Here is a 12866-nt window from a genome sequence, read left to right as displayed (position 1 = left end):
TACTCCTTTGCCTCTAGTATTCATTTTCAAATCGAAGTTCAAAGTGAGCTATTAAACTTCCTCTTATCATCGGATTGTTAGCCACTCGGCGATTGGGCCAAGAGCAAGCACAGGCAGGAATGTCAGTGCGCCTACGATCACCACCGTGGCAATCAAAATCACTGTGAATACACTATTGTCTGTGCGCAGTGTACCCATTGTTTCCGGTACCGGCGTTTTTGCGAGCAAGGAGCCTGCTACCGCCAGCATCGTAATAATCGAGACGTATCGGCCGAACAGCATGACGAGTCCCGTAGAAATGTTCCAGAATGGCGTGTTGTCGCCCAATCCTTCAAAACCGGAACCGTTGTTGGCTGCGGAAGAAGTGTACTCGTACAGCACTTGTGAAATGCCGTGGAAGCCTGGGTTCGACACTGCGGACGATCCCATTTCTGTTGCCAATGCAATGGCGGTTGGCGCCAAAATAATCAGGGGATGAACGAGAATCGCGATGGCGATCAGCTTCATCTCTTTTCCTTCGATCTTGCGGCCGAGGAATTCAGGCGTACGCCCTACCATCAAGCCCGCCAAGAATACAGCCAAAATCGCATACATCAAAATGTTAATCGTTCCGACGCCATCTCCCCCGAATACGCAGTTGAGCATCATTTCACCGAGCGGAACCAAGCCGCCAAGTGGTGTCAATGTATCGTGCATGTTGTTCACGGTTCCTGTCGTTGCCGCTGTTGTCACGGCGGTGAACAAGGCGCTTTGTGCGATACCAAATCGGACTTCTTTCCCTTCCATGCTGCCCATTTCTTGTGACAGGCCAGCCCGCTCCAGTGCTGGATTGCCGATTCCTTCATTGGCATAGGCCGTAATCAGGAACGCCAGGAACATCACGAACATCGCTCCAAAAATAACCCAGCCTTGCTTGCGGCTCTTCGCCAAGAAGCCGAATGCGAACGGCAGTGCCGCTGGGATCAAGAACATCGACAAAATTTCGATCACGTTTGTTAGCGGTGTCGGGTTTTCAAACGGATGCGAGGAGTTTACCCCGAAGAATCCGCCCCCGTTTGTTCCTAAATGCTTAATCGATACGAGTGAAGCAACGGGACCACGAGCGATTTGTTGCTCCGTTCCGCTAATGGTTGTCGCTGTTGCGGTCGGCTCCATCGTCTGTGGCACGCCTTGGGACACCAAGAGCAATGTCACGACAATCGCCAGTGGAATCAACACACGTGTATGAGCACGTACTAGGTCTACGTAGTAGTTACCGATGCTGCGTTGTCCAGTCAGCCCGCGCATAAAGGCCATCACGACTGCGATCCCTGTCGCTGGGGTCGTAAACATCAGGTAAATAATGACCAGCATCTGCGATAGATACGACAATCCGCTCTCTCCGCTGTAATGCTGAAGATTCGTATTCGTCAAAAAGCTGACAGCCGTGTTAAAAGAAAGCAACGGCTCCATCGCCGCGATCCCACTCGGGTTTCCAGGTAACATCCCTTGCAAACGAAGCAAAAGATACGCAATCGCTACCATCGAAATGTTGCTGACCAGCACAGCCATTGCGTACTGCTTCCAGGTCATATCTGCTACGCGAATGCCAGACAGCTTGTATATCGCTTTTTCCAACCCGCCAAAAACACGGTCCAATCGGGTCGTCTCCAGCGAAAAGGAGCGTGCCAAATATCTTCCCATCGGTATGGCGAGCACGAAAAGCACCACCAAAACCAACGCTATTTGTATAAAGTCCACGACAGTTCCTCCTACTCCCTCTAAAAAATGGTTCCAAATAAACGAATGATTCGGGTAACCCCTAGTATTTTTCCGGGTAAATCAATGCGTGGCACAGGTACATCGCAAGCCCTGCCATAATCAAAAGCAACCAGATCATTTCTCTTTCCCTCCCTGTTCTCTTACCACGGCGTCACAAAACTTGATGAGTGCAAAAAATACACCGAATGAAAGCGCCAAGAGTAGTATGGAAACCACGTCCATGCCATGTCCCTCCTTTTTTTGCCGTATGAATTGTTTCCGTGAAGTCTGACCGAGTCGTCTCTCTCGCTATCCCCTGTACCAGCTTTCTTGTAAAGGTAGTTCAAAAAGTTGTCTTTTGATCACGTAGTAGTCCTGAGGGCTTATGCGACGTCGAAAAGCCACCTTTTTGAACACACTTTTTTTGAAGAAAGCCTGCCATTTAGGATAAAAAAATAGACCAATGCTTACGATTCCCCCGAAGGATCGCCACATTTGACCGAGCGAAAGATAAACAGACGAAAGAAGTCGCCCGCCTTTTCGCGGCAAATAAAAACGATCCTTTGTTTCGGAGAAAAAGTACTCATTGGTCTACCTAACGCCCAGCCGACTTGAAGTTGCCTTCTTTGCGTTTTGTCTCCCGTTTCCTTTTTCAAAAAAACAGCTATTTTCTTGTAAGTAACAACGGTCATTGACCGTTTTTGAGCAAAACGAAAAGACCTGCATTACGTTTCGAGTCAACCTTTGTCGTTCCATACGGATAACAAAAAGGCCTCCTCAAATAGGCGGTCTTTAGACCTCCCTCGCTTTAGCCGACGAAGTTAGCTGACGGGTAGGATGGCGAAAGAGTTTCTCATCCCTCCCACGATTCATTCGTGGGATTAACCCCTACTGATTGGGTCCTCCGTTCCCGAGTGCCTCGGGATTTGGCCATATTTTGCAATTGTTGGTTACGAATCTCATTATACGTCCGGCATAATCGGATGTTAATGTCCTATTTCAGTCTTTTTCACACGATTTTTGCATTCTTTATCCGTGTAAGCGGTTTAAACCTATCAGGCCTCATCCGATCATGATATTTCATCGTTTCTCTTGCGTTTTCACATTATCAGCCTATTTGTTTGACAGTCCCAAGACTGCTGAGTAATATTAGGCACAATGATAAATTATGGGAGGTATGGCGTTTGGCCATCTCTAACAAAAAAAAGCTGGAAGCCGAAATCAGCGAAGCATTCATAAAATTTCAGCGCGAACTGATTGGACGAGGTCCGCAGGAAGCGAAGACCTACATCGTCGGTGATATGGTCATCGCTAGGTTCAAGGGCGTTCTCACCGTCGAAGAAAAGCATCTGTCCAGTCACGATAAAGGTCGCCGCATCGTCAAAGAAATGCGCGAGGTTCTTCGTGAAATGTACAGCGAAGAATCAGAAGAAATCGTAGAAAAGCTGACCAGCTGTAAGGTACTATCGAGCCATAGCGACATCAGCACGAAGATGGGTGAACGGATCGAGGTTTATGTATTGGACAAGGACCTCGAAAAAATGTTGGGCTAATTTTACGAAAACAAGGCTCCACCTCATGTGCAGGCGGAGCCTTTTCTATTCCTCTCTTAGCCACTCATCTGTTCAGCCAACCAGCCGTAACCCTTATACCCGGGCTGACTCACGATGACGTGATTCGCCCCGAGCGCCTTGTATAACATCGCGTTCCGATGCTCCTGTGTCATCACAAAAATCCGGCAGGAACCCAGTTGCCTGAACAGTGTAACGAAGTCTCGTCCCTCCGCCCACTCATCTGGAAAAATGTAGACGGAATGGTAGAGCAGCAAGGATTCCTGATCGCGGTAGCACTCGTCAAATGAGATGGGCAAAAAACGCTGAATCGTCTTGTCTCCAGACCCCACCGTCAATGAAAAGGCACCTGGATTCCTTCCCCAAAATGCAGGCAAACTGTCGCAGCAGAGTGTCTGGACAAAAGAAGTGAAAGCTTCCCCTCTGCCCATTACAAAATAATGCTTCATAGCAGCACCTCTCCTTTCTTATTGGAAATCCTCAATGGACGAGATGTTCATGTACGAAGGAACCACGAGTCCGATTTTGGTTCCGTCGAGATTCGGACCCAAATCCTCGATTTGCCCACCAAATTTTTTCAAATAGCTCGTATCCGTAGACGGCAGCCACGCCGCAACCATTCCATCCACATCCCCAATTGCCACACCTGCCCACATCGGTCCAGTCTGCACCTGACTCAACTCGACTTCATACCCCAGCTTCTGTTCCAGCACATGCTCGACGACGTGCGAGCTGGCAATCTCGGAATCCCATGCTACATAAGCGAGAGTCAGCTTCTCTTTTTGGACAGGCTGTATGCCCTCCACCCATTTCGCCACTTTGGCTTCGTTATTTTTTACCCATTCCGCAGCGGCCACTTCCGGATCTTTTCCGTCAATCATTTGAACCATGACCGACTCCATATCAGCTGGCTCCCACCAGAACTTATCCAGAAATTGATAGGCAGCAGGCTGATCCTCTTTCAGCCCTTTGCGCACGATGGTATGGATTTGTTCCGCTCCGCCAAAGCCGTTCTTCGGGTCTTCCAAGTATTTCAAATCCATCTTTTTAAACATCCAATGCGGCGTCCAGCCCGTAATAATAATCGGTTCCTTCGCTTCGTACGCCTTGATCAAAGCGGCTGTCATCGCTGCATCTGAGCCTTCGACAAGCTGCCATTTATCCAAGCCATACAGGTTCATGACTTCCTCAGTCTTTACCATCGAGCCTGCTCCTGCGTCGATTCCGATGATTTTGTAGTCGAGCTTTTCTCCTAAAGCGTTGTCCGACGTCTCAGAAGCAATAGGACCGACCACCGTTGCTGTCGGTATTTGTGTGTTTGTGTTTTGACTGGAGCAGCCTGCGAGCCAAGCTGTTGCTCCCATCATCCCTGCCAAGAAAGCTGGAACTATTTTGTTCATCATGTGTTTCTCTCCTTTTTTCCTGCATGTTGTGTAAGCCGATCCAGGACGATAGCGATGATCACGATGGATAGCCCCGCCTCGAATCCTCTTCCTATATCCACTTGCGATACGGCGCGATATACGTCTGCACCCAAGCCTTTCGCCCCGATCATAGCCGCTATGACCACCATCGACAGGGCGAGCATGATGCACTGATTGACGCCCGCCAAGATCGTCGATTTCGCATACGGCAGCTGCACTTTCACGAGCTTTTGCCACCCAGTTGCGCCAAAGGCGTCCGCCGCTTCCTCCATTTCCGCTGGGACCTGACGAATGCCTAAGTTCGTAAGACGCACGATTGGCGGCAAAGCAAAAATAACGGAGGCAATAACTCCCGGCACCTCGCCCAAACCGAAGAAAAAGATGGCGGGAATCAAATAAACGAACGCTGGCATCGTCTGCATCAAATCCAGTATTGGCGTAACCAGATTGCGAAACGTATCGTGTCTCGCGCAAAGAATGCCCACCGGAATCCCGATAGCGATCGAAATCATGGTGGCAGTGAGGACGAGTCCCAATGTCTCCATCGTTTCATCCCAGTACCCCAAGTTGTGGATGAGAGAAAGTCCAACAACCGTAAAGACCATGGACGCTCTCCCTGCAAAAACCCACGCAGCGGCCCCCAGCAGCAAGATGAGAATCAGCGAAGGTATCTCTGCCAAAACCGTAGAACAGTAAGTCACCATCGTGGAAATGACGATAGCCACCGGATCAAACAATACCCCTTTGTACTGGCCCAGCACCTCCACGAACCCTTCCATCCAACCGCCAATCGGTAGCTTAGGCACGACGTCCATCACTCATCACCTCTGCTCTCTGATGCTCTTGTACATTGACTTTGCCTACCAGCCCGCCTAGCACCGCTCCTTTTACGATGACACCCAACAAACGCTGCTGCTCGCCCACTACCGCAATCGGGACATGCAGGTCTGCCATCATCGGGAACAAGCTGTGCAGACGTGCGTCAGGCGAAACGGTAGGGAGGTCGGTTTTCATGATTGCCTCCAGCGAATCTCCCGTACTGATCGCGAGTGATACGTCATACGCCGTAATCAATCCGAGCAGTGTGCGCTTTTTGTCCACGACGTACAGGCTGGACACGCCGTTATCCATCATCAGTTGCAGCGCCACTCGCGCCCCTTTGTCAGGGGTGATTGCTTCTGCCCGTTTCATCACATTTTCAGCAACGAGTACCCTTGACAGGTCGGCATCCTCCACGAACTTCCGTACAAATTCATCCGCTGGGTCTGCCAGGATTTCTTCTGGGCGGCCGATCTGAATGATCTGCCCGTCTTTCATAAAGGCAATCCGGTCGCCCAGTCGCAACGCCTCATGCAAGTCATGTGTAATGAACAGGATCGTCTTTTTCATCGTCATCTGAAGCTCCAGCAGCTCATCCTGCATATCTTTTCGAATGAGCGGGTCCAGTGCACTGAACGCTTCGTCCATCAAGAGAATATCTGGATTATTAGCCAACGCCCGCGCCAATCCGACTCGTTGACGCATACCTCCGCTCAATTGATCTGGGTACGCATTTTCCCACTCGGTCAATCCAACGAGCGCGAGCGCTTCCCGTGCTTTTTCTTGTCGGAGCCCTGGTGGTACTTGTTGAATCTCCAAACCAAACTCCACGTTTTCCCGTACCGTCCGCTGTGGAAACAGGGCGAAGTTTTGGAAAACCATCCCGAGCTTCTTCCTCCGCACCTCGCGCAAAGCTGTCGCCTTCATGGCCACGATCTCTTCCCCATCGATCTCGATGCTTCCGCTCGTTGGGTCAATCAGTCGATTACACAGTCGGATTAAGGTTGATTTGCCGCTGCCGGATAGGCCCATGATGACGAAGATTTCGCCTTCCTCGACTTCAAAGCTGACCTGATTGACACCGATGGACTGGCCGGTTTGCTTGTAAATTTGTTCTTTTGTACGTCCTTCCGCCAGCAGCTTCAAGGCCAGCTCGGGCTGCTTGCCGAACACTTTTGTAAGTTGATGGACTTTCATTTTGGACATGATATCCCTCATCCTTCGTTTTTTCGTAAATGTAAAAAGCCCGCGAAGCTTCCACACTCCAGCAAACCAAAGCAGGCACGCTTGATTTTTACTCGTGTAGAAAATCCGCAGGCTTACGGAATACCTGGCGTCCATTGTCAGGACTCCCTGTACTCTGTCTTCCCGATTTCGATTGTCAGCGGTTTATGTCGTACCGACTGCCTCCCAGCGATCCACACCATTTCCTTCACGACTGTATCGCGTAAGCTGCTCGTCGATATTTCCATAAAAAAATAGACCGATCCATCCTTTTTCTCCAGAACAAAGGCCCCAAAGAAAAAGCCTGTATCGGCCTATCACACGCCCGCAAGGAATCCCCTTGTTGCGCATAAAATGCCTAGACTTTATCCATCCATGACCTTCCCTGCTTTGGCCGACGAGGTTAGCTGACGGGTAGGATGGCAGAGAAGACATTTCCTCATCCCTCCTGATCACTCAGGATTAACCCCAAAAGATTGGTTCCCCCGCTTCCGAGAATATCGGAACTAGGCCGTATGTGTTGTTTCTTATTGAAGCGTGATTGTGATTTGAATTATACGCTGGCTTCCAGTTATTGTGAACGTTCGTTTAGCATGGTTTTAACCGGATTACGGCTTTCTTTATGAGTCGGATTGGATTAGCTGTTCGTTGCTTATTCGGTTGAAGGATTAGTGCGTTATACTCGCTGTTGTGGTGGGGAGGAAACAGGAGAAAACGCTCAGATTCTTGGAACCCCTGCGCGGGAGCATGGGGTGCCCGGCTCCGTGAAAAAAAGCGAAACCGCGTCTAAAGTAGTCCATCAGGATGTGTCTCAGAGGTGGACGCTAAAGGCAGTTTCGCTTTTTTTCACTGCGCCTCGGTAGGTGTGTCCAAAGATCTTCGCTTATTTCTCCTGTTTCCTCTACGAGCTGTTGAGGTTCTACGCTTTTTTAAAGACTTTTTGAATGATGCTTTCAAGATGTAAACAATAGCCGCTTGGGAAGAAGAACATTTCCAGTCCTAGCGCCTCTGGAGCCCTACTTAGCTCCGAAATGAATGGCGGGGGTTTTCAGCTTCAACCTCTGAGACTACATCCTCGAAACCCTACTTTTGAAGCACTCCCGACATTCATTTCGGAGCGGACAGTCTAACCCCTTGCGGGGCGTAGGCCGAAGCGTAGACTGGAAATGGGCTTCTTCCCCCTCCACTACAGCTACTCAAATCACAATTGAAAAAGCTCCTGCCTCAATGAATCAGGCAGGAGCTTTGCTTTTCAAAAACACGATGATTAAACGACGTCGTAGCCTTGGTCTTCAATAGCTTCTTTCACTGCATCGAGAGTCAAGTTGCTCTCGTTGTAGGAAACCTCAACCTTTTTTTCAGCCAGGTTTACTTTGCCTTCTGCACCCAGATCTTTCAATGTGTTCTCGATGCGCGCTACGCATTTATTGCAAGACATGCCTTCTACGTTCAATGTGATATTTGTCATGATCAATCTCTCCTTGCATTTTATGTTGTATAGGTAAGGCGGACGAAGCCGCTTGTTACTGTTGTTACAGCTTCACTCGTTGCAGTCTTAGTGCGTTGAGTACGACGGATACGGAGCTGAAGGCCATTGCGGCACCGGCAAGCCATGGAGCGAGTAAGCCGATTGCTGCAATGGGGATGCCCAAGGTGTTGTAGGCCAATGCCCAGAACAGGTTTTGCTTGATGTTGCGGATGGTGAGCTTACTCATCTCGATGGCGTCTGCGACACTAGTCAGTTCGCCGCGCATCAGGGTAATATCGGCTGCTTCCATCGCCACATCAGTACCTGTACCGATTGCCATACCGACGTCAGCGGTAGCGAGTGCTGGAGCGTCGTTGATACCATCGCCGACCATCGCGACTTTTTTGCCTTGTTCTTGCAGTTTTTTCACTTCTGCAGCTTTGCCTTCAGGCAGGACTTCTGCGATGACGTGATCGATTCCTGCTTCACGGGCAATGGCCTCGGCGGTTTGACGGTTGTCACCGGTCATCATGATAACAGTCAATCCCATTGCTTTCATGCGCTGAACCGCTTGCTTGGAGGTTGGTTTGATCGTATCCGCTACGGCAATCAAGCCAGCGAGCTTGCCTTCGACGACTGCGAGCATCGCCGTTTTACCGGAGCGCTCCAGTGCCAGCATGGTATCAGACACTGCTTGGTACGAAATTTGATGTTTTTCCAGCAAACGGCGGGTACCGACGAGTACTTCTTTGCCGGAGACGGTGGCCCGGATACCGAAACCAGGAATGGCTTCAAACGAACCCGTATCAGCCACGGTGATTCCTTTATCCGCAATACCGCGAACGATGGCTTGAGCCAATGGGTGCTCGGAGTTTTTCTCAGCGGCACCGACCAAAGAGAGCAGCTCTTGCTCTTCGATATCAATGGCGATGACGTCTGTCAGTTCTGGCTCGCCTTTGGTTACAGTCCCTGTTTTATCGAGGACGATCGTATCTAAATGGTGAGCCGTCTCCAGATGCTCCCCGCCTTTGAACAGGATGCCCAGCTCAGCTGCGCGTCCAGAGCCCGCCATGATTGAGGTCGGTGTTGCCAGACCGAGGGCGCATGGGCAAGCGATTACGAGTACGGCAATTGCTTTTTCCAAAGCCTCACCGAAGTTGCCAGGTATAACGAAAAAGTACCAGATCAAGAAGGTAAGAATAGCAATCCCTACTACGATTGGGACAAAAATCCCGGAGATGCTGTCAGCTACACGCTGAATCGGTGCTTTTGTTCCTTGTGCTTCTTCCACTACTTTAATGATTTGCGCCAGAGCCGTTTCTTTTCCGACTTTGGTTGCCTGGACCTTCAAAAAGCCGTTTTTGTTCAAGGTGGCTCCGATAACGGTATCGCCTGCGGCTTTATCCACTGGAATACTTTCACCAGTCAGCATGGACTCATCTACTGCGGACTGTCCTTCCATGACGATGCCATCGACAGGTACTTTGTCGCCCGGCTTCACGTGAACGACGTCGCCTAGTCTCACTTCTTCTACAGGAATGGTCATTTCGACGCCATCTCGTACGACTACTGCTGTTTTTGCTTGCAAGCCCATCAGCTTGCGGATCGCTTCCGAAGAACGTCCCTTTGCTTTCATCTCAAACAGTTTACCCAAAACGATCAACGTGATCAGTACCGCACTGGTCTCAAAGTACAGCTCCAGCATGTGGCCACCATGAGCACCGATGGAGTTGATCGCGACCCATAAACTGTAGAAATAAGCTGCCGAGGTACCGAGAGCAACCAGCACATCCATGTTGGCACTCTTGTTGCGAAGGGCTTTGAAAGCTCCGACGTAAAACTGTGCTCCGATGATGAATTGTACTGGTGTTGCCAATGCGAGCTGTACCCACGGATTCATCAAGCTTTCAGGCAGCCAGATAAACGAGGTGAAGGAAAAGTGGCTCACCATCGACCAGAGCAGTGGGAGCGACAGAATCGCGGAAATCCAGAACTTGCGGGTCTGCCGTTTGATTTCTTCCTGGCGACGATCTACTTTTTCTTCTTCTTTTCCATCTTCCTTGCGAGTCGCCTGATACCCTAGCTTCTCTACCTTTTGAATAAGGTCTGTCACACTTACCTGTGAGGAATCGTACTCGACTGTGGCTGTTTCCATCGCCAGGTTCACGTTTGCCTTTAGAACCCCGGCTGTTTTGTTCAAGCCTTTTTCGATCCGTGTGGAGCAAGCCGCACATGTCATTCCCGAGATGTTTAGCTCCACCTTGTCAGAGACTACTCCATAGCCGAGCGATTCAATTTTGGAGCGGATGTCGTCGATGTTCGTTTTCGTTGGATCGAACACCACTGTGGATTTTTCCAAAGCCAGATTGACGTTGGCGGTCTCCACTCCCTCCATTTTTCCCAAGCCCTTTTCGATGCGCAGTGCACAAGCTGCGCAAGTCATCCCTGAGATTGCGACTGTTGCCTCTGCTGTTTTGGCACTCATTATAATCCCTCCAAATACCCTTTGGGGGTATATTTTATCGTATCGTTTCCCTAACGTTGTTTCCTGATCACACCTTTACTATACAATACCCCCTTAGGGTATATCAAGTACTTTTTTCAATTTTTTTCTAAATGGGCATCAAGTGACTAACAGCTAATCACTTACGTATTCATTCAGAGTAAAATCATTCAGAAACAAATAGCTTTAAGGAGATTGAAATGATGGAAACGAAATCACGGCAAATTATCTTAGTTGGGACCATATGCTATACAATTTTAATTTTATTTTTTATGTTCTTTGCGTTTAACAGACTCGACGGTGCAACAAGTGTAGATGGATACACCTTTATCCTTGCTCCAGAAGGAGTACCACTTACATTTCCAGAACTAACTTATTCATGGATTGTTGATTTCGGAAACGTTGCTGCTTTTATCCCTTTTGGAATATTATTTCCCCTGTTGTATCGTGTAAGATTTGGGAAGTTCATATCCTTGTTTGTCTTAGCGATTTTCGTTCTAGAAACAGTTCAGGCCTTAACCTATCTTGGTAGCTTTGATGTAAATGATGTGATATCCAATACAATAGGTGCAGCGATTGGTTATGTTGCCTATCGAGTTGGATTTTCTTCAAACCTTTCTTATAAAAAGCTCATGGCTTCGGCTCTAACTATTGTTGTACTTGTATTTGGAGTCATGGTTGTCTCTGAAATCCTCCAAAAAAGAGAAGGCCCCGTTCAATCATTAACGGTTATGAAAGAAATGACAGGAACTACACCTATAACTGAGAATTTCCCAAGCTTTTCGGTAGCAGGTGAGCGAATAGAGCCGAAAATGAACGTGTATAGCAGTGAAGGGGAATCAACCAAAACATACAACTATATTCTGGGGAACCAAAAAAATGTCTGGCTTTCTTTCTATTTCGGCATTCCCGACAATGGGGGCTCAAAGGGTGAAGCCAAAATCATCGTAGATGGACAAGAACTAGCTCAGTTAAACGAACAATCCTATCAAGGGGCAGAAGCTTTAAGGGAGATGCCTTTTAACGAGGTAAACGAAATTACCATTATCGTTTCCGGAAACGCTAAGCTGTGGGATGTTGGAATCCGTGGAATGCAACATTGGTGGGAGTAAGTAAAATAAAAAAACGAGCCCTAGAAGCGATTCTAGCGGCTCGTTTTTCTTTCCCTATTTTGTTCTTCAATCTCTCTTATTTACCTTGATTCGCTTCTTTCTGATAAGCTACCGCGATTTTCGCAGCTACTTCAGCATTGTGTTTCACCAGCGCGATATTTGTTGCCAAGCTCTTGCCTTCTGTCAGCTTTTTCACTTTATCGAGCATGAATGGCGTTACCTGTTTCCCTGCAATGTTGTTTTCTTTTGCTTCTGCCAGTGCCTTTTGGATCACAGCCTCGATTTCCTCGTGGTTGAGTGCATCAGATTCTGGTACTGGATTCGCGATAATCATACCGCCTTTGAGCCCCAGATCCCATTTGGTGTTCATCATCTTACCGACTTCTTCTGGTGTATCGATACGCATGTCTACGCCAAATCCGCTTTTGCGAGCGAAGAAGGAAGGGAATTCATCCGTGCGGTAGCCCACAACTGGTACACCTTGCGTTTCCAAATATTCGAGTGTGCGGCCGATATCGAGGATCGATTTCGCACCTGCGCATACTACAGCTACATCTGTTTGTGCCAACTCAGTCAGGTCAGCAGATACGTCCCAAGTGATTTCGCCTTCACGGTGTACCCCACCGATACCGCCAGTTGCAAACATGTGGATACCAGCCATCTCAGCTGCGATCATGGTAGCGGCTACTGTAGTCGCACCGATTTTACCACTAGCTAAAATATATGCGAAGTCGCGACGGCTTACTTTTGCTACATTTTTGTTCGTCGCAAACTCTTCCAGCTCGCTGTCAGTCAAACCGATTTTGATTTTGCCGTCCATGATCCCGATCGTAGCTGGTACAGCACCATTGTCGCGAATGATTTGCTCTACTTCTTTCGCCATTTCGATGTTTTGCGGATACGGCATACCGTGCGAAATGATCGTTGTCTCCAGCGCAACTACCGGCAGGTTGTTCTCCAGTGCGTGGCGTACTTCCTCAGTAAAGGTCAAATATTGTTTCATCT

10 protein-coding genes and 2 riboswitches are annotated in these 12866 nt (G+C 48.8%); of the genes, 2 read left to right on the top strand and 8 right to left on the bottom strand.

The window, feature by feature from the left end:
• Positions 1-66: 66 nt before the first annotated feature.
• Positions 67-1740 (bottom strand): potassium-transporting ATPase subunit KdpA, encoded by a 1674-nt coding sequence (gene kdpA, locus BBR47_RS02210; RefSeq protein WP_012684132.1) that lies wholly within the window; start codon positions 1738-1740, stop codon positions 67-69.
• 795 nt (positions 1741-2535) lie between these two features.
• Positions 2536-2682, bottom strand: a riboswitch (cyclic di-AMP (ydaO/yuaA leader).
• Positions 2683-2924: 242 nt separating this feature from the next.
• Between kdpA and BBR47_RS02205 the strand changes: the two genes are divergently transcribed.
• Positions 2925-3293 (top strand): DUF2294 domain-containing protein, encoded by a 369-nt coding sequence (locus BBR47_RS02205; RefSeq protein ID WP_012684130.1) that lies wholly within the window; start codon positions 2925-2927, stop codon positions 3291-3293.
• Positions 3294-3349: 56 nt separating this feature from the next.
• Here the strand turns inward: BBR47_RS02205 and BBR47_RS02200 are convergent, their stop codons facing one another.
• From BBR47_RS02200 to BBR47_RS02170, 6 genes are all read right to left on the bottom strand, one after another.
• Positions 3350-3760, bottom strand: coding sequence for a hypothetical protein (locus tag BBR47_RS02200; RefSeq protein ID WP_012684129.1), 411 nt, complete (start codon positions 3758-3760; stop codon positions 3350-3352).
• A gap of 18 nt (positions 3761-3778) precedes the next feature.
• Positions 3779-4714, bottom strand: coding sequence for a glycine betaine ABC transporter substrate-binding protein (locus BBR47_RS02195; protein ID WP_081437212.1), 936 nt, complete (start codon positions 4712-4714; stop codon positions 3779-3781).
• Positions 4711-5550 (bottom strand): ABC transporter permease, encoded by an 840-nt coding sequence (locus BBR47_RS02190; protein ID WP_012684127.1) that lies wholly within the window; start codon positions 5548-5550, stop codon positions 4711-4713. Before BBR47_RS02190 ends, BBR47_RS02195 begins: the two co-directional genes overlap by 4 nt.
• Positions 5534-6760 carry a quaternary amine ABC transporter ATP-binding protein gene (locus BBR47_RS02185; protein WP_012684126.1) on the bottom strand — a complete coding sequence of 409 codons (1227 nt, stop codon included), beginning with the start codon at positions 6758-6760 and terminating at the stop codon, positions 5534-5536. The genes BBR47_RS02190 and BBR47_RS02185 overlap by 17 nt, the downstream gene beginning before the upstream one ends.
• Before the next feature lie 394 nt (positions 6761-7154).
• Positions 7155-7301: riboswitch (cyclic di-AMP (ydaO/yuaA leader) on the bottom strand.
• A gap of 744 nt (positions 7302-8045) precedes the next feature.
• Positions 8046-8246 (bottom strand): cation transporter, encoded by a 201-nt coding sequence (locus tag BBR47_RS02175; protein WP_012684125.1) that lies wholly within the window; start codon positions 8244-8246, stop codon positions 8046-8048.
• Positions 8247-8310: 64 nt separating this feature from the next.
• Positions 8311-10731 (bottom strand): heavy metal translocating P-type ATPase, encoded by a 2421-nt coding sequence (locus BBR47_RS02170; protein ID WP_012684124.1) that lies wholly within the window; start codon positions 10729-10731, stop codon positions 8311-8313.
• 218 nt (positions 10732-10949) lie between these two features.
• Between BBR47_RS02170 and BBR47_RS02165 the strand changes: the two genes are divergently transcribed.
• Positions 10950-11861, top strand: a complete 912-nt coding sequence (locus tag BBR47_RS02165) for a VanZ family protein (RefSeq protein ID WP_231850544.1) — start codon at positions 10950-10952, stop codon at positions 11859-11861.
• Between the two features lie 76 nt (positions 11862-11937).
• Here BBR47_RS02165 and BBR47_RS02160 read toward each other — a convergent pair whose 3' ends face one another.
• Entirely contained in the window at positions 11938-12864 is a 927-nt protein-coding gene (locus tag BBR47_RS02160) for a pseudouridine-5'-phosphate glycosidase (protein WP_012684122.1), read from the bottom strand.
• Positions 12865-12866: the final 2 nt, after the last annotated feature.

The organism is Brevibacillus brevis NBRC 100599, from assembly GCF_000010165.1.
Classification (GTDB): Bacteria; Bacillota; Bacilli; order Brevibacillales; family Brevibacillaceae; genus Brevibacillus; species Brevibacillus brevis_D.
This window is presented reverse-complemented; position numbering and strand designations above follow the sequence as displayed.